The sequence below is a fragment of the Brevundimonas aurantiaca genome, from assembly GCF_904830995.1.
Taxonomy (GTDB): Bacteria; Pseudomonadota; Alphaproteobacteria; order Caulobacterales; family Caulobacteraceae; genus Brevundimonas; species Brevundimonas aurantiaca.
In genome coordinates this window covers 2,210,387-2,229,308 of sequence record NZ_CAJGVD010000001.1, presented here as the reverse complement: position 1 = coordinate 2,229,308, position 18,922 = coordinate 2,210,387, and the positions used below count along the sequence as shown (strand labels likewise).

At 68.9% G+C, this 18,922-nt stretch carries 16 protein-coding genes; 13 read left to right on the top strand and 3 right to left on the bottom strand.

Annotated features, from left to right (window positions below; genetic code table 11):
- The first annotated feature begins 79 nt into the window (after positions 1 to 79).
- The gene (gene timA, locus JMT67_RS10945; RefSeq protein ID WP_054764403.1) at positions 80 to 721 is read left to right on the top strand and encodes a TIM44-related membrane protein TimA; all 642 of its coding nucleotides are present in this window, start codon (positions 80 to 82) and stop codon (positions 719 to 721) included.
- Positions 721 to 1,845, top strand: coding sequence for an MltA domain-containing protein (locus JMT67_RS10940; protein ID WP_201463473.1), 1,125 nt, complete (start codon positions 721 to 723; stop codon positions 1,843 to 1,845). The genes timA and JMT67_RS10940 overlap by 1 nt, the downstream gene beginning before the upstream one ends.
- A gap of 553 nt (positions 1,846 to 2,398) precedes the next feature.
- On the opposite strand, the gene JMT67_RS10935 is transcribed toward JMT67_RS10940, so the two are convergent.
- The 3 genes from JMT67_RS10935 to JMT67_RS10925 form a co-directional block, all read right to left on the bottom strand.
- Complete coding sequence (locus JMT67_RS10935) at positions 2,399 to 2,866, bottom strand: universal stress protein (RefSeq protein WP_152949247.1); 468 nt, start codon at positions 2,864 to 2,866, stop codon at positions 2,399 to 2,401.
- 78 nt (positions 2,867 to 2,944) lie between these two features.
- Entirely contained in the window at positions 2,945 to 7,801 is a 4,857-nt protein-coding gene (locus JMT67_RS10930) for an NAD-glutamate dehydrogenase (RefSeq protein ID WP_201463472.1), read from the bottom strand.
- A 354-nt stretch (positions 7,802 to 8,155) separates the two neighbouring features.
- A complete protein-coding gene (locus tag JMT67_RS10925) occupies positions 8,156 to 9,280 on the bottom strand; it encodes an AI-2E family transporter (protein ID WP_054764399.1) in 1,125 nt (374 codons plus the stop codon).
- A gap of 110 nt (positions 9,281 to 9,390) precedes the next feature.
- Between JMT67_RS10925 and JMT67_RS10920 the strand changes: the two genes are divergently transcribed.
- The 11 genes from JMT67_RS10920 to lnt all read left to right on the top strand — a co-directional run bounded on the left by JMT67_RS10920 (position 9,391) and on the right by lnt (position 18,902).
- Positions 9,391 to 10,914, top strand: a complete 1,524-nt coding sequence (locus JMT67_RS10920; protein WP_201463471.1) for a helicase HerA-like domain-containing protein — start codon at positions 9,391 to 9,393, stop codon at positions 10,912 to 10,914.
- 45 nt (positions 10,915 to 10,959) lie between these two features.
- Positions 10,960 to 11,520, top strand: a complete 561-nt coding sequence (locus JMT67_RS10915; RefSeq protein ID WP_201463470.1) for a NifU family protein — start codon at positions 10,960 to 10,962, stop codon at positions 11,518 to 11,520.
- A gap of 58 nt (positions 11,521 to 11,578) precedes the next feature.
- Complete coding sequence (locus JMT67_RS10910; protein ID WP_054764396.1) at positions 11,579 to 12,160, top strand: helix-turn-helix domain-containing protein; 582 nt, start codon at positions 11,579 to 11,581, stop codon at positions 12,158 to 12,160.
- Positions 12,161 to 12,205: 45 nt separating this feature from the next.
- The gene (locus JMT67_RS10905) at positions 12,206 to 12,613 is read left to right on the top strand and encodes a helix-turn-helix domain-containing protein (protein WP_054764395.1); all 408 of its coding nucleotides are present in this window, start codon (positions 12,206 to 12,208) and stop codon (positions 12,611 to 12,613) included.
- A gap of 82 nt (positions 12,614 to 12,695) precedes the next feature.
- Positions 12,696 to 13,388: a tRNA (adenosine(37)-N6)-threonylcarbamoyltransferase complex dimerization subunit type 1 TsaB gene (gene tsaB / locus JMT67_RS10900; RefSeq protein ID WP_201463469.1), complete on the top strand. Its 693-nt coding sequence runs from the start codon at positions 12,696 to 12,698 to the stop codon at positions 13,386 to 13,388.
- On the top strand, positions 13,385 to 13,828 hold the full coding sequence (gene rimI / locus JMT67_RS10895) for a ribosomal protein S18-alanine N-acetyltransferase (RefSeq protein WP_201463468.1): 444 nt from the start codon (positions 13,385 to 13,387) through the stop codon (positions 13,826 to 13,828). The genes tsaB and rimI overlap by 4 nt, the downstream gene beginning before the upstream one ends.
- Before the next feature lie 27 nt (positions 13,829 to 13,855).
- On the top strand, positions 13,856 to 14,341 hold the full coding sequence (locus JMT67_RS10890) for a Fur family transcriptional regulator (RefSeq protein WP_054764392.1): 486 nt from the start codon (positions 13,856 to 13,858) through the stop codon (positions 14,339 to 14,341).
- A 44-nt stretch (positions 14,342 to 14,385) separates the two neighbouring features.
- On the top strand, positions 14,386 to 15,801 hold the full coding sequence (miaB, locus tag JMT67_RS10885) for a tRNA (N6-isopentenyl adenosine(37)-C2)-methylthiotransferase MiaB (protein WP_201463467.1): 1,416 nt from the start codon (positions 14,386 to 14,388) through the stop codon (positions 15,799 to 15,801).
- The gene (locus tag JMT67_RS10880) at positions 15,801 to 16,787 is read left to right on the top strand and encodes a PhoH family protein (RefSeq protein ID WP_201463466.1); all 987 of its coding nucleotides are present in this window, start codon (positions 15,801 to 15,803) and stop codon (positions 16,785 to 16,787) included. Before miaB ends, JMT67_RS10880 begins: the two co-directional genes overlap by 1 nt.
- Positions 16,784 to 17,245, top strand: coding sequence for an rRNA maturation RNase YbeY (gene ybeY / locus JMT67_RS10875; RefSeq protein WP_183216418.1), 462 nt, complete (start codon positions 16,784 to 16,786; stop codon positions 17,243 to 17,245). Before JMT67_RS10880 ends, ybeY begins: the two co-directional genes overlap by 4 nt.
- A gap of 4 nt (positions 17,246 to 17,249) precedes the next feature.
- Entirely contained in the window at positions 17,250 to 18,902 is a 1,653-nt protein-coding gene (gene lnt / locus JMT67_RS10870; RefSeq protein WP_201463465.1) for an apolipoprotein N-acyltransferase, read from the top strand.
- The last annotated feature ends 20 nt before the right edge of the window (positions 18,903 to 18,922 follow it).

Here is an 18,922-nt window from a genome sequence, read left to right as displayed (position 1 = left end):
GCCTTGCTTCCTCCTATATCAGCCCCTAATCGTCTTCCTCGCGCCTTCTCCTTCGCGCGCCGACATTCAGGAAGTCCCCTTGCCGGTCCAGTTCCAGATCGTGATCTTCGCCGTCATCGCGGCCTTCGTCCTGTTCCAGCTCTACAATGTGCTGGGCAAGAAGGTGGGGCGACAGCCGCAGGAGGACGCCAAGACCTTGGCCACGCCCAGCCCGACTGCCCCCGAGGCCTCGAAGACGCCGGCCCTGGACGCCGCCCTTCTGGCGTCGATCGCGGGTTTGAAGGCGCGCGATCCCGCCTTCGATCCGCACCGGTTCCTGGAAGGGGCGCGTCAAGCGTATGAGACCATCGTGCGCGGCTACGCCGCCGGCGATCGCGCCGCCTTGAAGCCCCTTCTGACGCCGACCGTCATGGCCTCGTTCGAGGCCGGCATCGCGGCGCGGGAAACCCGGGGCGAGACGGAGACGGTCGAATTCCTCTTCCCGCCCCGCGCCGATCTTGAAGGCGCCACGGTCCAGGGCGACAAGGCCGTGGCCAAGGTCCGTTTCCTGGCCGAACTGCGCAGCCGCGTGACCAAGGCCTCGGGCGAGACCGCCGATTCCGTGACCGGCGAGCCCCTGGTCGAGGAACGCCGCACCGCCGAACACTGGACCTTCGAACGCAGCCTGGGCGCCGCCGATCCGAACTGGGTCCTGGCCCGCGTCGAGCCGGCCAGCGCCTGATGTTGGTGTCGCGCCGGCTCGGCCGGCGGACGGCGCGTCTGTGGCCCCTGCTGGCGGTGGCCGCCTGCTCCACGGGGCCGGCGATCACCCCGCCTCTTCCTCAGACGCCGCCGGCGCCCCGGCCCCCCGATACCGAGGCGGCCCCCCGCCCCTATCTGCCCACGCCCAGTCCCGCCGACGGCGTCAGCCCGGCGGTGCTGCCCGGCTGGAACGACGAGGATCATCTGGCGGCCTTTCGCGCCTATGTCGGCGGCTGCGCCGCCGCGCGGGATGTGGCCGGTCGCGCCGTCTGCAGCCGCGCTCAGGCCATGGCGGCCGCTCCCGTCACTCCGTCCGACGCGCGAGCCTTTTTCGAAGCCCATTTCAGCGCGGTCCCGGCTCAGACCTCAGACGGGCGTCCCGGCCTTTTGACCGCCTATTTCGCTCCGGAATATTCGGCGCGCCGCGCCCCGGACGCGGAGTTCTCGGCGCCTGTCCTGCCCAAGCCGGCCGATCCCCGCGCCGCCGGCGACCGGGCGGCCGTCGAGGCCGACGCCCGCCCCGACCAGGCCCTGGCCTGGATGCGGGCCGAGGACCTCTTCTTCCTCCAGATCCAGGGCTCCGGCTATCTGACCTTCGAGGACGGAACCCGCGCCCGCGCGGCCTACGCCGGCGACAACGGCCGGCCCTTCGTCGGCATCGCCCGGCCGATGGCGCGTCAAGGCCTGCTGCCGGAGAACGGCACGTCCGGAGAGGCGATCCGCGCCTGGCTGGCCGTCCATCGCGGGCCCGAGGCCCAGGCCGTCATGGCCCTGAACCCCCGCTACATCTTCTTCCGGCTGAACCCTGACGACGACGGCCATCCCGCCGGGGCGGCGGGCCTGCCCCTGATCGAGCGCCGGGCGGTGGCGGTCGATCCGTCCCAGTGGCGCTACGGCGACCTGGTTTGGCTGGAGGCGGACGGCGGAAATCTGCGCGGCGCCACGACCTCCTATCGCGGTCTGGCCATGGCCCTGGATACGGGGTCGGCCATTCGCGGCCCGGTGCGGGCCGACCTCTATATGGGTCGTGGAGACGCCGCCGGCGCCGAGGCCGGGACGGTGCGCCATCCCCTGCATATGTGGCGGCTGATCCCCAAGGGCTGAGGACGCCGCGCTTCGGCCTGGGCGGTCCGTCGGGTCGAAAAAAGGTGTCCGATGTGTCCGATCTGTCCGACGGCCTTTGATTTCCATGAAGAAACTGTCGGACACCGACCGGACTGTCCGGCGTCGGACGCGCTCTGCCCTCTTGGCGATGTCAAAGACCGACGCGCCATTATAGGCGCGGCTGAAGGGGCGCCAGGCAGATCCTCGATCGGATCTGCAAGTCTCTGAATTGGTGCGGCCTTGAGGCGGAAATCGCGCCGATCAGGCTCCAGGTTCAATCGACATTCAGCCTACTGCGGTCAGGCCGCTCTTCCCGCGTCAGAGGGCCTTAATGCGGCGACCGGGTTCATCACGGCGAGCACGGCGGATTCACAGCGGTCACGACGCCGTCGGAACTCGCCGTGACCGCCGTGACCTCGTCGTGCACGTTGTGATGAACCCGCCCTCAATCGGCGTTCCGCCGCCAGACGTGTCCCTTCCGCTGACGCGGGAACGAAGACCGACACTCAATGGAATAGTCTTCAACGTCCGAGGCGCTTCTCCAAGATTGGCGCTAGGCTAGGTCCTCGATCTCCGCCTCGGTCAGTTCGCCGGGGACGATGGTGACGGGCAGTTTGCGGCCCCCCACATGGGCGCCCTGTTTCAATATGGCGGAGACCAGGGGGCCGGGCCCGCGCGAGCCCGATCCCGCCGCCAGGACCAGGATCTTGATGTCCGGATCGTCGCCCACGACCTTCTTGATCGCCGCCTGGGGCTCGCCCTTCTCGATCAGGAAGACCGGCGGCGCGCCCGATCGCTCCATCGCCTCCTCGCCCAGCCGGTTCAGCAGGGCCTCGGCCTCTTCGCGCTGCTGGCGCTCGATCTCCTCGCGCGCGCCGGACCAGTGGGCGTCGCTGTGGGACGCCAGGACACGCAGCATGACCACTCGCCCGCCGGTGGATTTGGCCCGCCGGCAGGCGAAGCGCAGGGCGGCTTCGAACTCAGGACTGTCGTCGACGACGACCAGGAACTTTCTCGGCATGACGGCCTCCCCAGCCGGTTTTCCCTGACGGAGGAGGCCGGGATGCGGCCCCCTCGTCAAGTCTCGGCCGCAGCCGGTTCAGCCCTTGCCGGCCGCAGAGGCCAGGTCGCGAATGGTGGCGTTGGCGATCGTCAGCTTGGCGAAGGTCCAGCCTGCGCCCGACTGTTCGATCTCGTCCACCGAGGCGCGAACCCCCTCGACCACCGCCAGTTTCGAGCCGATCCACGCGTCGACGGCCCCCTCGGCGGCGTCTTCGCTGATCCCCACCGAAGCGTCCGACGCCCGCGCCACGGCGCGCGTCAGCGTCGCCTGTTCGGTCATCAGATCCTCGATCAGGCGGCGAACGGCCAGGCGATCGAAATGATCGACCGACGGGATCGAGCCGGCGGCCGCGCGCAGCCGGTCGAAATCGAAGGCGGCGCCCACCTGGTGGTAGAGCCGGGCCATGGCGGCGACCGGCCAGCCCGTCTCCTGAGCGATGTCGCCGATGTCGGCGGCGGCGACCAGGGGCCGCATCACGCCGATCCGCCGGGTCAGATCCTCCGGCGCCCCGTGGTCGGCGAAGGTCTTGACCCGTTCGTCCAGTCGTCCCTGTTCGAAACGGGACAGGACCGGCGCGCCCTCGGCCTGGAGCGCGTCGGCGACGGGGCGATAGCGGTCGATCAGCGCCTGGACCGAAGCGCCGTTCTTGGCGCGGCGCGCCAGCCAGAAGGTCTGGCGGCGCAGGACCACGGCGATCTCACGATAGAGGGCCGTCTGCGCCTCGGCGGAAATCTTGAGATCCAGGTTCGAGACGGCGTCCCAGGCCTCATCCAGCCGGAAGATGCGCCGCGCCGCCTCGAAGGCGATGATCAGGGCGGTGGTGTCGCATTCCGCCGAGCCGCGCAGGCGGTCCGGGAAGGTCGGGCCGCACATATTGACCACTTCGTTCGACAGGACCGTGGCGATGATCTCGCGCCGCAGACGGTGGCTCTTCATCTGCGGTTCGAACCGGGCCAGGGCGTCGGGGAAGTAGCGCACCAGAATCTGCTCGAAGAAGGGATCCTCGGGCGCCTGGGACGCCACGATCTCTTCGGACAGTTCCAGCTTGGCGTAGGCGGTCAGGACCGCCAGCTCGGGCCGCGCCAGAGGAATCCCCGAGGCCATCATCTCCTTGATGCGGGCGTCGGAGGGCAGGCCCTCGACCTTGCGGTCCAGCTTGCCGCGCGCCGACAGGCTCTGCATGAACCGCTGCTGGGCGTCCAGGGCGCCGGCCCCTTCCGCCTGTTGCAGGGTCAGGGCCAGGGTCTGGTCGTAGTTGTGGGCCAGAACCTTGCGCCCGACCTCTTCGGTCATGGAGGCGAGCAGCGGGGTCCGCTCCTCGGCCGGAAGGACGCCGTTGGTCACGGCCGAGCCGACCAGGATCTTGATGTTGACCTCATGGTCCGAGGTGTCCACGCCCGCCGAATTGTCGATGGCGTCGGTGTTGATGCGCCCGCCGTTCTGACCGAAGACGATCCGCCCGGCCTGGGTGAAGCCCAGATTGGCCCCCTCGCCCACCACCTTGACCCTGAGTTCGTCGGCGTTGATCCGCAGGGCGTCGGTGCCCTTGTCCCCCACCTGGGCGTCGGTCTCGGCGGCGGACTTCACATAGGTGCCGATCCCGCCCAGATACAGCAGCTCGGCCGGCGCCTTCAGTATGGCGCGGATCAGGCTGACCGGGTCCAGCGCGTCCTCGGCGATGTCCAGAACCGCCTTGATCTCAGGCGTCAGCTGGATCGACTTGGCCGAGCGGGAGAAGACGCCGCCGCCGGCCGAGATCAGGCCCTTGTCATAGTCCTGCCAGGACGAGCGCGGCAGGTCGAACAGGCGTTTGCGCTCCGCCCAGCTGACTTCGGGGTTCGGATCCGGGTCGATGAAGATGTCGCGATGGTCGAAGGCGGCGACCAGCTTGGTCGCCTTCGACAGCAGGGCCCCGTTGCCGAAGACGTCGCCGGACATGTCGCCGACGCCGACCATTGTGAAGGGCTGGGTCTGGATGTCCTTGCCCAGTTCGCGGAAGTGGCGCTTCACCGCCTCCCAGGCGCCGCGGGCGGTGATGCCCATGGCCTTGTGGTCATAGCCGATCGAACCGCCGCTGGCGAAGGCGTCGCCCAGCCAGAAGCCGTAGGACGCCGAGACGCCGTTGGCGATGTCCGAGAAGGTCGCCGTGCCCTTGTCGGCCGCGACGACCAGATAGGGATCGTCCTGCTCCCAGGCGACCACATGGGCCGGACGGGTCACCGCGCCGTCGGCGGCGATGTTGTCGGTGATGTCCAGAAGGCCCGACAGGAAGGTGCGATAGGCGCGGATGGCCTCGCCCTGAACAGCCTCTCGGTCGGTCGTGCGGGGCAGTTGCTTCGGATAGAAGCCGCCCTTGGAGCCGACCGGCACGATGACGGCGTTCTTGACCTGCTGCGCCTTGACCAGGCCCAGGACCTCGGTGCGGAAGTCGTCGCGACGGTCCGACCAGCGCAGGCCCCCGCGCGCGACCGGGCCGAAGCGCAGGTGCACGCCCTCGACGTGCGGCGCCCAGACGAAGATTTCGCGATAGGGCTTGGGCAGGGGCAGGTCTTCCAGCTCGCTGGAGGCGATCTTGATCGAGATGTGCCGCTTGGGCAGGCCGTCAGCGTCCTGCTGGAAGTAGTTGGTGCGCTTGATCGCGCCGATCAGGGCGGCGATGCGACGCAGGGCGCGGTCGTGGTCCAGGCTCTTCACCGCCTGAAGAAGGGCGGTGATCTGGGCCGCCAAGGCGTCGACGGTCTCCTGGCGCGTCTCCACGGCGGCGCCGTTCGGCTCGAACTTGGCCTTGAACAGGGCCAGCAGGGCGCGCGACACCTCGGGATATTCGCGCAGGGCCTCTTCCTGCACGGCCTGGGACGGGTCCAGACCCGTCTGCTGACGATAACGGGCCAGGGTGCGGATCAGGGCGGCCTCGCGCCACTCCATCCCCAGTTCGATCACCAGTCGGTTGAAGCCGTCGCTCTCGGTCAGGCCGCTCCAGACGGCGGCGAAGGCGCGCTCGAACGGCCCCTTGACGTCCGCAAAGACCAGATCCTCGCCGCGCGGATCCTCCATCAGGAATTCATGGACGTGAATCTCTTCCTCGCCCATCGGCCGGATGGAATAGCCGTATTCCTCCAGCGTCTTCAGACCCATGTCTGTCATGATCGGCAGGACGTCGGACAGGGGGACGGAGGGGCCCCGGCGGTAGAGTTTGAAACGGAACTGAAGCGGGCTGTCGTCGAGATTGCGGAAGGCCCGGACCGCCACGGGCTCGCCGGCGCCGACCTGGCCGGTGGCGTTCAGCCGATCCATCTCACGCAGATCGACCGCCGCCTCATCGGCGTCATAGCGGTCGCGATAGGCGGCCCCGAAGGCGCGAGCCCAGCGTGCGCTGAGCGGGCCGACCTCGACATCAGCCACCTCGGCCCGCCGCAGGGCGGCTTCGAACCGTTCGATCCAGCTGCGACCGGCCTCGGCCACATCCTGTTCCAGCTGGGCCGCGTCGGGAACCGGATGTTCGCCGGGCGTCACGCCGATGATGAAATGGACCCGAACCAGGGGCGCGTCCGAAAGCTGAGGATACCAGGCGGAGACGCGCCCGCCCCAGGCGCGGGCGACGATCTGGCCGATCCGCTCGCGCACGGAGGCGTCGAACTTCTCGCGCGGAATGAAGCACAGCACTGAGACGAAGCGGTCGAACGGATCCTGGCGCGTGAACAGGCGGATGCGGGGGCGGTCGTACAGGTGCAGGATGCCCAGGGCGATCGACAGCAGCTCGTCCTCGCTGATCTGGAACAGCTCGTCGCGCGGATAGTTGTCGAGGATGTTCTTCAGCCGCTTCTCATTGTGGCTGCCCGGCGCCTTGTCGGCGCGCGACAGGACATTGGCCACCTTGCGGCGGATCAGCGGGGTCTCGGTCGCCAGACGGTCATAGGCCTCAGAGGTGAACAGGCCCACGAACCGGGTTTCGCCGGTCGCCTTGCCGTCCGGCCCGTACCGCTTGACCCCGACATAATCCATATAGGCCCGGCGGTGGACCCGCGAACGGGCGTTGGCCTTGGCCACGGTGACGGGGTCGCTGAAGTCCAGCTGGCGGCGCATCTGGCGCGTCAGGACGGCCGGTTCGGAGGCGCGGCGCAGAACGGTGCGTTCCGGATCGGCCAGAATGCCCAGGCCAGCGCCCGACTGGCTCAGGGGGGCCTCGGCCTCATAGTCGCCGTCGGCCCCGCGCGGATAGTCGTAGTCGCGTGCGCCCAGGAAGACGAAATGGTCGCTCTTCAGCCATTTCAGGAAGGCGATGTTTTCTTCCAGTATGGCCGGATCGACCGCGGGCGGAGTGGTTTCCAACCTCTGCACGGCCTGGCGCATCAGGGCGGCCATCGCCTCGTGGTCCTCGACCGCGGCGTGGACGTCGCTCAGGCTCTGGGCCAGGCCCTCGCCCAGGGCGTCGCGGCGTTCCTGGGGCACGGGATCGATGACCAGGATGATGACCGACAGTCGGCGTCCGTCCAGCGCGACGACGGGGTGGAAGAGGGCGCGCACAGAGACCCCGGCCTCGGCCAGGACGCCCATGACGCTGTCCACCAGGAAGGGGGCGTCGTTCTGGACGATGCGGACCAGGTCATAGTCCAGGGCCTGGCCGTCGGCGCCCGACAACGGCCCCACGGTGATCAGGGGCGGGGAGCCGGCCGGATAGTCGCCGGCGGCGCGCCAGGAGGCGGCGAGCAGGGCGGCCAGATCCTCGCCGTCCAGCTCCGGCGTTTCGTCGGCGGCGTAGTCCTCGTGCGCCTGAGCCAGGAAGGAGCGCTCCGCCTCGCCCGGGCTGGTTCCCAGAATCCGCGCGAATGAAGCTTCCAGCAGGGCCGGGGTGATCGGCTGAACCGTTGCAGAGCGCGGATCGAGGGCGGTCATGGACTTCCAGTCTCGGGCGACGCGGCCGGGGCCGCTGGGGGCTGGCGCGACGCAGCGCCACACCGCTGACTAGGCCAGGACTGATCGCTCGGGAAGCCCCTGAGGGGCGAAGATTCTCATGAACAGCGTTCACGTTGGAACGGTTGTGCGGCGCCGCAAACGAGAAGGCCGCCGAGTGGGGGAACTCGGCGGCCTGCGCGGACCGACGCATGGGGAGGGGAGGGGCGTCGGCCTCGCTCGGCCGCGGTCGGAGGGGGGATGGCCGCGGCGTTGAGGCTGAGATGGGCGGTCCGGGGCGGGTTTCAAGAGGCCGGCGTCACAGGTTTCTCTGCGGCCTGACGCCGCACGGCGGCTTCAGGCTTCGTCAGCGTCGTCCTTGGAGAATGAGCCCCGCCTGTGATGCGCCGTCTTGTGTTCGTCCGCATAGGGTTCGCCGTCGCCCGACAGCAGGACGGCCATCCAGCGCGAACCCTTGAACTCGGCCAGGATCGCCATGGCCATCACGGCCAGCGGGGTCGACAGGAACATGCCGACCACGCCCCACAGCTTGCCCCAGAAGGCCAGGGCCAGCAGGACCACCACCGGGTCGATGTTCTGGTTGTCGCCCTGCATGCGCGGCTGGACCAGATTGCCCACGATGAACAGAATGGTCTGAAGCCCCACCAGCAGGATCAGCGCCGGCCAATAGCTGGGGAACTGCACCAGGGCGAACAGGGGCGGGGCCAGACCCGCCACAGCCCCGCCCAGAACCGGGATGAAGCCGACGATGAAGATGACGAAGGTCCAGAACTCCGCGTTCTGAAGCCCGACGGCCCGCATCAATATCCAGGCGGCGGCGCAGATCAGGGCCCCGGTCACGGTCTGGACCCACAGATAGCCCTCGACCCCGCCGCGGACGCGGTTGAACACGGCGATCGCTTCGTCGCGCTGATGCCGGTGGGGGAACATGGCGATGATCTTGCGCCGGAAGCCGATCTGCGAGGCCAGAAGAAAACCGAGATAGACCAGGACGAAGAAGGCGCCCGAGGCGATGCCCTGCACCTGAAAGGCCACGGAGGTCAGATAGCCGCGCAGATCGACGCCGTTGATCAGGTCCTGGGCCGTGGGGGGATTGTTCAGCCGGATCAGGGCGTAGACGTCGCGGATGATCTGGTCGATGCGCGGCCCGATGTTCTGCGACACGCCCGACGCCTCGCCGAAGAATCCGGCGGCGCCGTTCACGATGATGGCGATGGAGGCGAAGAAGGCCAGGACCACCAGCAGCAGGGCCGCTGTCCCCGCCCAGCGGTCGTTCAAAGGAGTGCGCGCCGCCACGGACCGCTTGACCCCGTCTATCATGATCAACAGGAAAACGGCCATGGCCAGGGGCGTCAGTATGTCGCGCAGCCAGTAGAGGGCCGCACCGGCCGCGACGGTGGCGATCAAGACCAGGGCGTTTCGCGAGACGGCCGAAGACTGCATGGTGATGGGGCTCTTCATGGCCACCCTTGTCGGTGGGGCGAAGAACGCCGTCAACCGGCCTTGAAGGCGGCGGTTCCGACCCGCTCGCGACTGCGCTAGACCTTCGTCCCGCTTCTGGAGACCTTTCGATGTCCGACACCCCCGCCGGTCTTTTCCTTGGCCAGTCCGACGAAGGCCAGGACCAGGCCCTTCTGTTCCATCGGGCGAACCGCCACGGCGTGGTCGCCGGGGCGACGGGAACCGGCAAGACGGTGACGCTGCAGATCCTGGCCCAGGGCTTTTCGGACGCGGGCGTCCCGGTCTTCTGCGCCGATGTGAAGGGCGACCTGTCGGGGATTTCCCAGATCGGGACGCCGAACGAAAAGCTGCTGGCCCGCGCCGCCGACATGGGCCTGGCCCTGACCCCGTCCGCGGCGCCCACGGTGTTCTGGGATCTTTATGGTCAAAAGGGCCATCCGATCCGCACGACGGTCTCCGAGATCGGCCCGGTGCTTATGGCGCGGATGCTGGACCTGAACGAGGTCCAGGAGGGCGTGCTGACGGTGGTCTTCCACGTCGCCGATCAGGAGGGGCTGCTGCTTCTGGACATCGACGATCTGCGCAGCCTTCTGGCCTATGTCGGGGAGAACGCCGAGCGGATCGGACGCGAGGTCGGCCATGTCGCCCCAGCCTCGATCGCCGCCGTTCAACGGGCGATTCTTCAGCTGGAACAGCAGGGGGGCGCGGCCTTCTTCGGCGAGCCGGCCTTGAAGCTGGAGGACGTCATCCGCGTCGGCCTGGACGGCCGGGGCCAGGTCAATGTGCTGGATTCCACCCGGCTGATGAACAGTCCGCGTCTGTATGCGGCCTTCCTGCTGTGGCTGCTGTCGGAACTGTTCGAACAGCTGCCGGAGGTCGGGGATCCGGAGAAGCCGCGTCTGGTCTTCTTCTTCGATGAGGCCCACCTGTTGTTCAACGACGCGCCGCGCGCCCTGCTGGAGAAGGTCGAACAGGTGGTGCGGCTGATCCGGTCCAAGGGGGTCGGCGTCTATTTCGTCACCCAGAATCCGGCCGATATTCCCGACAGCGTCCTGGCGCAGCTGGGCAATCGCATCCAGCACGCCCTGCGCGCCTATACGCCGTCCGAACAGAAGGGGCTGAAGGCTGCGGCCCAGAGTTTCCGCCCCAACCCCGCCTTCGACACGGCCGAAGCCATCCAGGCCCTGGGGGTCGGCGAGGCCCTGGTGTCGGTTCTGGACGACAAGGGCGCGCCCACGGTCGTGGCCCGCACAAGGATCCGGCCGCCCGCCTCGCGGCTGGGGCCGGCGACCGAGGCCGAACGCGCCGCCGTAATCGCCGCCAGCCCGGTCCAGGGCCGGTATGAGCCGGTCCTGGACCGCGAATCCGCTGAAGAAGTCCTCGCCGCCCGCCACGCCGCCGCCGAACGGCAGGCTCAGGCGCAGGCGAATTCGAAGCCGCAAGGCCGGGTCAAGCGGGAAGCAGGGGCCGACCAGGACCGCGACGGGGACGGCGTCCGATCGGCGCCGCGCAAGCGAACATCCAATCGGCAGACCCCGATGGAGGCCCTGACCAAGTCCGTGCTGCGCACGGCCGGATCGACCCTGACCCGCGAACTGCTGCGCGGCGTTCTGGGAAGCCTGCGTCGGCGTTAGCGTTTAAGACTTGCAAGCCGTCGGCGTCATGCGCATCTCCGGCCCATGTTCATCCAGACCGAGCCCACGCCCAATCCCAATGCGTTGAAGTTCCTGCCCGGCCGGGAGGTCTCGCCGTCGGCCACGCTGGAATACCGGACGATCGACGAGGCGACCGCCTCGCCGCTCGCCGAAGCCCTGTTCGAGCTGGAGGGGGTGGAGGCCGTCCTGTTCGGCGCGGACCATATTTCCGTCGTTCGCAGCGTCTCGGGGCCGGACTGGTCGGAGATGAAGGCGCCGATCCTGGGCGTCATCATGGACCATTTCGTCTCGGGCGCGCCCCTGACGCGCGGTCAGGCTGGCGAAGCCGATCAGAACGCCGAGGCCGACAGCGAGATCGTCGCCGAGATCAAGGCCCTGCTGGACAGCCGCATCCGCCCGGCGGTGGCCCAGGACGGCGGCGACATCCTGTTCGATTCCTTCGACGAGGCCACCGGCGTCCTGTCCTTGCGGATGCGCGGCGCCTGTTCGGGTTGTCCGTCGTCCTCCGCCACCCTGAAGGCGGGGGTCGAACAGATGATGCGCCACTATGTGCCTGAGGTGACGCGGGTCGAGCAGACGATCTAGGGCGATCCCGCTTTAAATTATCGCCAGACGTGCAAGGAGGCGCCATCTTTAACTTCTGATGGCGCGCTTCGTCCCTGATCCTCATGTTCTTCGTCTCGGCGAGGCGCTCGCCGCCCTGCGTCGCCAACGCGGCCTGTCCCAGGCCGAGGCCGGCGCTCGACTGGAGATGACCAGCCAGGGTTGGGGCCTGTACGAGGCCGGTCGTCGGCCGGGCCTGTTTCGGCCGGATGTCCAGAGGCGTTTGACCGGCGCCCTGGATTCCACGCCCGAGGCCCTGGCTCTGCTGGCGGCCGGCGGTCCGGACGCGGCGGCGACCGGTCCGGCGGCCGGTCTCGAAGCGCGGGGTCGCGCCTTCTCCGGCGCGTCCATTCCCCGGACCCATCGGCTTGAAGTGGCCGACGACGCCCTGTCGCCCTGGGCGGATCGCGGCGTCGTTCTGGAATATCGGCCAGGTCGCCCGCGACCGGGGCAGGGCTGCGTAATCCTGACGACCGACGGCCGGCGGCTGGCGCGCATTTTTGATCGCTCGGCCGCCGACGGCCTGCACGTGCGGGGCGCCGGCCGTCTGGAAGGGAAGGAAGTCATCGACCCTAGCCGGGTGGCGCAGCTCTGCCTCGTCACGGCGCGCCACGAGCCATGAAACGAAAAGGTTGCATACCCGGACAGGTTGCGCCATCTTCGAGCCATGAACAGCCGCCCCGCCGCTCCCCGTCGGAACGCCCGCTCAGTCGAGGCTGTGGACCTGCATGTGGGGGCGCGGATCGCCGCTCGGCGTCAGGCCCTGGGGCTGTCTCAGACGGCGCTGGGCGAGATGGTGGGGGTCAGCTGCCAGCAGGTGCAGAAGTACGAAGGCGGGCAGAACCGGATATCGGCCGCCCGGCTGCACAATCTGGCGATCGCCCTGTCCATGCCGATCAGCGCCTTCTTTCCGGCGCGGGCGGAGGCCGGCGAGCCGACCGACCTCTCGATCATGCGAACCCTCGCCGCCACGCCGGAAGGCCTGGCCATGGCCGCCGGCTTCGCCGCCATTGAGGACCGTTCCGTAAGACAGGCCCTGACGCAGCTGGTCGAGGTTCTGTCGCGCGCGGCCTGACGCACGGTCTGAGCGGCGGCTGAGGGCGGGTTGAGGCCGCAAAGCGATTTCCCATCCGCCTGTCAGCCTCTAGAAGGCCGGCATGAGACTCTTGGTCATTGATACGGCGCTGGGCGCCTGTACGGCGGCGGTTTTTGAGGACGACCGGCCCCTGTCGGTGCGGTTCGAACCGATGGCCAAGGGCCACCAGGAACGGCTGGGCGGTCTGGTGCGCGACGTCATGACCGAGGCGGGGGGCGGTTTCGATCGTCTTGATCGGATCGGCGTCACGGTCGGGCCGGGCTCCTTCACTGGTTTGAGAGTGGGCCTGGCCTTCGCCCAGGGTCTGGGCGCCGCCCTGGGGCGGCCGGTCGTGGGGGTGTCCACGCTGGACGCCCTGGCTGATCCCCTGGCTGATTCCCTGGCGACGGCGGGCGTCCCGGTCGCGGCCCTGATCGACGCCCGGCGGGGTCAGGTCTACGCCAAATTCTTCTCGGACGGCCGGACCCTCGGCCCGGAAGAGGCCCTGCCCTTGGAGGCGGCCGCCGACCGCATCGCCGCTCTTGGGACGAAGGTTCAGGCCGTCGGCAGCGGGGCCGGTCTTCTGAGCGAAGCCTATCCTGAGCTGAGCCTGGCCTCGGCCGATCCCGTCGTCGCCCCCGCGCCGACGGCCCTGGCTCGGCTGACCCGGTCAGTCGATCCCGCCGCCCATCCGCCCCGGCCCCTGTATCTGCGCGCGCCCGATGCGGCGCCGCCCACCCGTCTGCCGGGACAGCCCCGCCAGACCGCGCCATGATCCGTCCCGATCCCGCCGCCTTGGCCGCCGTCCATGCGCGAGCCTTTCCGGCGCCCTGGAGCCGGGACGAGTTCGCCGCCCTGCTGGCCCAGCCCGGCGTCTTAGCGGTGGTCGAACCGGACGGCTTCATCCTGATCCGGGTCGTGCTGGATGAGGCCGAGATCCTGACCCTGGCGGTGCGGCCCGAGGCGCGGCGGGCCGGCCTAGGCGGGAGACTGGTCGGTCAGGCGGCCGTCGCCGCCGCCCAGGCCGGGGCCGTGCGCCTGTTTCTGGAGGTGGCCGAGGACAATGCGGCCGCCCGCGCCCTTTACGACCGCGCCGGCTTCCGCCCGATCGGGCGACGCAAGGCCTATTATGCGCGGCCCGACGGCGGTCGAACCGACGCCCTGGTGCTGGGACGCGATCTTGCGATGAATCCGGACACGGCGCCGCTTCCCTGAAGCGGCCTGAGCCCCTATTCTAGGCCTATGGACCGGATTGAAAAACTCTGCGCCGACCGCGGCATGCGTATGACCGAACAGCGCCGGGTGATCGCCCGGGTGCTCTCCTCGGCGGAAGACCACCCCGATGTGGAGGAGCTGTACCGCCGCGCCTCCTCGATCGACCCGCATATTTCGATCGCCACCGTCTATCGCACCGTGCGCCTGTTCGAAGAGGCGGGCGTGGTCGAGAAGCACGACTTCGGGGACGGCCGCAGCCGCTATGAAGAGGCCGGCGACGACCATCACGATCACTTGATCGACACCAAGACCGGCGAGGTGATCGAATTCTTCGACGCCGAGATCGAAAAGCTGAAGTCCGAGATCGCCGAACGGCTGGGCTTCGAACTGATCGGCCACAAGCTGGAACTGTACGGCGTGCCGATCGACGGCGCCGAACCGTCCAAGCGTGAAGGGCTCATCTTCAAACGCCATGCCGCGCGCGTGGCGCCCGAAGACGTGGATGCGGGCTGAAACCCGGTCTTGTTCTCGCCGGTTCGGGCGATCATAAGCCCGACATGACCGAGACCCTGGTTCCCAAAGCCGAGGCCGCGCAGAACACGCCGTCCAAGCGGCTGTTCATCAAGACCTACGGCTGTCAGATGAATGTCTATGACAGCGAGCGCATGGCCGATGTGCTGCGGCCGCTGGGCTATGCCGTGACGGAGGAGGTCGAGGCGGCCGACTTCGTCATCCTGAACACCTGCCACATCCGCGAGAAGGCGGCCGAGAAGATCTATTCCGAGCTCGGCAAGATCCGCGAACTGCGCGACCTCAAGCGCCAGACGGGCGGCGACATGACCATCGCCGTCGCCGGTTGCGTCGCCCAGGCCGAGGGCGAGGAGATCATCAAACGCCAGCCGGCGGTCGACATCGTCGTCGGCCCCCAGGCCTATCACCAGCTGCCCGAGCTTCTGACCCGCACGGCCCGGGCCCGGGGCGAACGGATCGGCGCCGACTTCGCCCCGGACGACAAGTTCGACGCCCTGCCGGCCGCCCGTTTCACCGAGGGGCCGACCGCCTTCCTGACGGTGCAGGAAGGCTGCGACAAGTTCTGCACCTTCTGCGTGGTGCCCTATACGCGCGGCGCAGAATGGTCGCGGCCCCTGGCCGCGGTGCTGGACGAGGCGCGGGCCTTGGCCGGGCGCGGCGTGCGCGAGGTCACCCTGCTGGGCCAGAACGTCAACGCCTATGACGGCGAACGGCCGGACGGGCGCAAGTCCAGCCGGGCCGAACTGGCCTACGCCCTGGCGGAGATCCCCGGACTAGACCGGATCCGCTATACGACCAGCCACCCCAACGACATGTCGGACGCGCTGATCGCCGCCCACGGCGATCTGGACGCCCTGATGCCCTATCTCCACCTGCCGGTTCAGGCGGGCTCGGACCGCATCCTGCGGCTGATGAACCGTAAGCACGGCCGCCAGACCTACCTCGATCTGATCGCCCGCATCCGTGAAGCCCGGCCCGACATGGCCCTGTCGGGCGACTTCATCGTCGGCTTCCCCGGAGAGACGGATCGCGAGTTCGAGGAGACGCTCGATCTGGTGCGCCAGGTCCGATACGCCTCGGCCTTCGCCTTCATGTATTCGCCCCGGCCCGGCACGCCGGCCGCCGGCATGGGCCGACAGATCGAGCCCGAAGTGGCCAAGGAACGGCTGCACCGGCTGATCGAACTGGTGACCGAACAGCAGACGGCCTTCAACAAGGCCCAGGCGGGCCGGACCCTGAATGTCCTGTTCGACCGCAAGGGCCGCCATCCCGATCGCCGCCAGGCCATCGGTCGCTCGCCCTATCTCCAGTCGGTCCATGTCGACGACGCGGATCATCTGATCGGCCAGATCGTTCCGGTCGAAATCATTTCCGGTCAGCAGAACAGTCTGACGGGCCGGCTTGTCGCCCCAGGGGCGGCGGAAAAGGAAAAGGCGGCCTAGTGGCGAGAGAGTCCGAGTTCGTTCCCCTGAATGACGCCGAACTGAGGGCGGTGATCGGACCCAACAGCCGTCACGTCGCCCTGATCGAGGACGCCTTCAAGGTTCTGGTCGAGGCGCCCGGCGGCGGGGTCTCCGTCAACGGGGGTACGCGCGACCGGGCCGACGCCCGCCGCGTCATTGAGGATCTGGCCAAGCGCGCCGCCCTCGGCGCCGAGGTCACCGAGGCCGATGTGCGCGCCGCCCTGGGTCAGGCGCGGGGCGGCAAGGGCGCGCCGGGTCTGGCGGCGGCGGGCGTCTCCCTGCCGGGCGGCAAGCGCGGCCCCATCGTGCCCAAGACCAAGGCCCAGGCCGCCTATGTCGACATGCTGGGCCGTTGCGAGCTCAGCTTCGGGGTCGGTCCGGCCGGCACGGGCAAGACCTTCCTGGCAGCCGCCTACGGCGCCTCCCTGCTGCGACGGGGCCAGGTGGACCGGCTGGTCATCACCCGCCCGGCGGTCGAGGCGGGCGAGAAGCTGGGCTTTCTGCCCGGAGACCTGAACGAAAAGGTCGATCCCTATCTGGCTCCGATCTGGGAGGCGCTGAACGACATTCTCGGCGCCGAGGACGTGCAGCGCCGTCGCGACAAGGGCGAGATCGAGGCCGCCCCCATCGCCTTCATGCGCGGCCGCACCCTCAGCCACGCCTTCGTCATCGTCGACGAGGCCCAGAACACCTCGCGTCTGCAGATGAAGATGGTCCTGACGCGTCTCGGCGAGGGGGCGCGGATGGTGGTGACGGGCGACCCGTCCCAGATCGACCTGCTGAACCCCCGCGATTCCGGCCTGGCCCATGCCCTGCGGATCCTGGACGGGGTCCAGGGCGTCGGCATCCTGAGGTTCGCGGCCGAGGACGTGGTGCGCCACGCCATGGTCGAGCGGATCGTGCGCGCCTATGACGCCGACGCCGCCCGGTCCCGACCGACCCCGGACCTTGAAGACGCCGAATGATCGACATCGAAATCGAGGCCGAGGCCTGGAGCGCCGCCCTGCCTGACGCGGAAGCCGTGGCGGAACGGGCCGCAGCGGCGGCCCTGGGCGCCGTGGCGGGCGACGTCGTCGTCCTGCTGACCGACGACGAGGCTGTGCGGGCGCTGAACGCCCGATTCCGAGACAAGGACAAGCCGACCAATGTCCTGTCCTTTCCCGCGCCCGAGAACGCCGCGCCCCACCTGGGCGACATCGTCCTGGCCTATGGCGTCTGCGCGACCGAGGCGAACGTTCAGGGCAAGAGCCTGTCGGACCATCTGAGCCATCTGGTCGTCCATGGGGTGCTGCACCTGTTGGGCCGCGATCACGAGGACGAGGCCGAGGCCGAGGCGATGGAGGCCGAGGAGCGCGAGATCCTGGCCGAACTGGGCGTCGCTGACCCCTATGCCGCTGATGTCTCTGTAGAGGGGCAGGACTGACACTATGTTTCCCGACGCCGCGCTCGACCGTTTCGCCGCCCGCGTTCGCGCCCTTTCCGAGAAGCGTCGCGCCTGGACCTGGCGTCTGATCCGCATCGGTCTGGCCTTGTCGGCCGGGGCGGGGACGGCCCTGGCCCATCCGCCGTTCGGGGTGCTGGTCGGCCTCCTGGGCTATCCGCTGCTGATGATCCTGTCGGAACGGTCGGACACCCCGCGCGGCGCCTTCTGGATGGGGTGGCTGGCGGGCTTCGCCTATTTCTTCATCGGCTGCTGGTGGGTGGCGGAGGCCTTCTTCGTCAATCCGGAACAGGCCTGGATGGCGCCCTTCGCCGCCAGCCTGCTGCCGGCGGGCCTGGGGCTCTTCTGGGGCGTCGCCTGCGCCCTCTATCGCCGGTTCGCACCCATAGGCGTCGTGCGGGTTCTGTTGTTCGCCGCCCTGTTCTGCGCCGCCGAGTGGTTGCGCGGCCATGTGCTGACCGGCTTTCCCTGGAACCCGGCGGGCGCGACCTGGCGGGCGGGCGGGGGCATGTCCCAGTTCGCCTCGGTGGTCGGGGTCTATGGATTGAGTCTGATCACAGTGGCCTCGACCGCCGCCCTGGCGCCCTTGATCGGACCCGGCGCGGCGCGCGGCCGCCTGATCTCGGCAGGGTCGGGCCTTCTGGTTCTGGCCGCCGTCGGCCTCTTCGGCGCCGTGCGGCTGGCCCAGGCCGAGTTGCGGGTCACCGACACCGTGGTTCGCCTGGTCCAGGCCGACGTTAAACAGGAAACCAAGTGGTCGCCCGAGGCCTATCGCTCCATCGTCGATCGCTATGTCGCCCTGACGGGACAGCCGGCCGCCCGAACGCCCGACGTGGTGGTCTGGCCTGAGGGCGCCCTGCCGGCCTCGGCCAATGACGTCTTCGCCTCGGCGGATGCGGCCGCCATCGCCGGCGCCGTGCGGCCGGGGCAAACCTTGATGATGGGGCTGGCGCGGGGCGAACCTGATCCAACGGCCCCAGAGGGCGCCCGCTATTACAACAGCCTGTTCGCCCTGGTGGACGAAGCCGGGCCGGGCCTGCGGATCGCCGCCGTCTATGACAAGCATCGGCTGGTGCCGTTCGGCGAATATCTGCCGCTGGGTTCGATCATGACGGCGGTCGGGCTTCGCAGCCTCGTTCACATGCCGAGCGATTTCTCCGCCGGGCCCATCCCTGCGCCCATCCACATCCCGGGCGTTCCGCCGGTCCAGCCGCTGATCTGTTATGAAAGCCTTTATCCCGGTTTCACGCCGGGGGCGGTCGGGCGTCCCGACTGGATCGTCAACGCCTCGAACGACGCCTGGTTCGGCGCGACCTCCGGGCCGCGCCAGCATTTGAACCTGGCCAGCTATCGCGCCATCGAGACCGGCCTGCCCATCGCGCGAGCCACGCCGACGGGAATCTCGGCCATGATCGATCCCTGGGGCCGGATCGTTCAGAATCAAAGGCTTGATCCCGGTGTCGCCGGGGTGATCGATGCGCCCTTGCCGCGCCCGACGGCGGTGACCCCCTACGGCCGATGGGGCGACGCGTTCTTTTTCGCGGGTCTTCTGGCCGCCCTGGCGATTTCCCTTTTCGCCGGCCGCCGTCCCGGCTTGTGGCCGTTGACCTCTCCCACTAGGCTTCGCCTTAGGGGCTGACAGCGGGACGAGGGGAATCG

Coding starts and splice junctions, on each gene's coding strand:
- JMT67_RS10940 (WP_201463473.1), top strand. CDS start 721: ATGTTGGTGTCGCGCCGGCTCGGCCGGCGGACGGCGCGTCTGTGGCCC.
- JMT67_RS10935 (WP_152949247.1), bottom strand. CDS start 2,866: ATGCCGAGAAAGTTCCTGGTCGTCGTCGACGACAGTCCTGAGTTCGAA.
- JMT67_RS10930 (WP_201463472.1), bottom strand. CDS start 7,801: ATGACCGCCCTCGATCCGCGCTCTGCAACGGTTCAGCCGATCACCCCG.
- JMT67_RS10925 (WP_054764399.1), bottom strand. CDS start 9,280: ATGAAGAGCCCCATCACCATGCAGTCTTCGGCCGTCTCGCGAAACGCC.
- JMT67_RS10920 (WP_201463471.1), top strand. CDS start 9,391: ATGTCCGACACCCCCGCCGGTCTTTTCCTTGGCCAGTCCGACGAAGGC.
- JMT67_RS10915 (WP_201463470.1), top strand. CDS start 10,960: ATGTTCATCCAGACCGAGCCCACGCCCAATCCCAATGCGTTGAAGTTC.
- JMT67_RS10910 (WP_054764396.1), top strand. CDS start 11,579: ATGGCGCGCTTCGTCCCTGATCCTCATGTTCTTCGTCTCGGCGAGGCG.
- JMT67_RS10905 (WP_054764395.1), top strand. CDS start 12,206: ATGAACAGCCGCCCCGCCGCTCCCCGTCGGAACGCCCGCTCAGTCGAG.
- tsaB (WP_201463469.1), top strand. CDS start 12,696: ATGAGACTCTTGGTCATTGATACGGCGCTGGGCGCCTGTACGGCGGCG.
- rimI (WP_201463468.1), top strand. CDS start 13,385: ATGATCCGTCCCGATCCCGCCGCCTTGGCCGCCGTCCATGCGCGAGCC.
- JMT67_RS10890 (WP_054764392.1), top strand. CDS start 13,856: ATGGACCGGATTGAAAAACTCTGCGCCGACCGCGGCATGCGTATGACC.
- miaB (WP_201463467.1), top strand. CDS start 14,386: ATGACCGAGACCCTGGTTCCCAAAGCCGAGGCCGCGCAGAACACGCCG.
- ybeY (WP_183216418.1), top strand. CDS start 16,784: ATGATCGACATCGAAATCGAGGCCGAGGCCTGGAGCGCCGCCCTGCCT.
- lnt (WP_201463465.1), top strand. CDS start 17,250: ATGTTTCCCGACGCCGCGCTCGACCGTTTCGCCGCCCGCGTTCGCGCC.